Source organism: Streptomyces sp. NRRL B-24572 (genome assembly GCF_002156145.1).
Lineage (GTDB): Bacteria > Actinomycetota > Actinomycetes > Streptomycetales > Streptomycetaceae > Streptomyces > Streptomyces vietnamensis.
Window position 1 is genome coordinate 243 of record NZ_MWIG01001015.1, and the last position, 263, is coordinate 505.

Here is a 263-nt window from a genome sequence, read left to right on the forward strand (position 1 = left end):
GTCGTCGCGGAGGTCCACAAGACCCAGCTGCGGTTCGGCCTCCAGCCCTTGGACGACGGGGCGTACCGGGTCATCGTGCCCGCCGACGGAGTGGCCGAGGACCGGGCGACCCCGCCGACCCTCGACGACTTCAAGAGCCGGCTGAAGGCCTTCGCCGGCACCGACTTCGGCGTCCACTCGCCGCGCTGGCTGTCCCGCTTCGGCGACGCCACCCGGCAGGCCGAGCACTACCGGGTCGGCCGGGTGTTCCTGGCCGGCGACGC

1 protein-coding gene is annotated in these 263 nt (G+C 73.8%); it reads left to right on the forward strand.

Going from position 1 to position 263, the window contains the following annotated elements; all coding sequences use genetic code 11:
* On the forward strand, positions 1–263 hold a 263-nt coding region (locus CCN56_RS45380), incomplete at both ends, for an FAD-dependent monooxygenase (protein WP_256962423.1).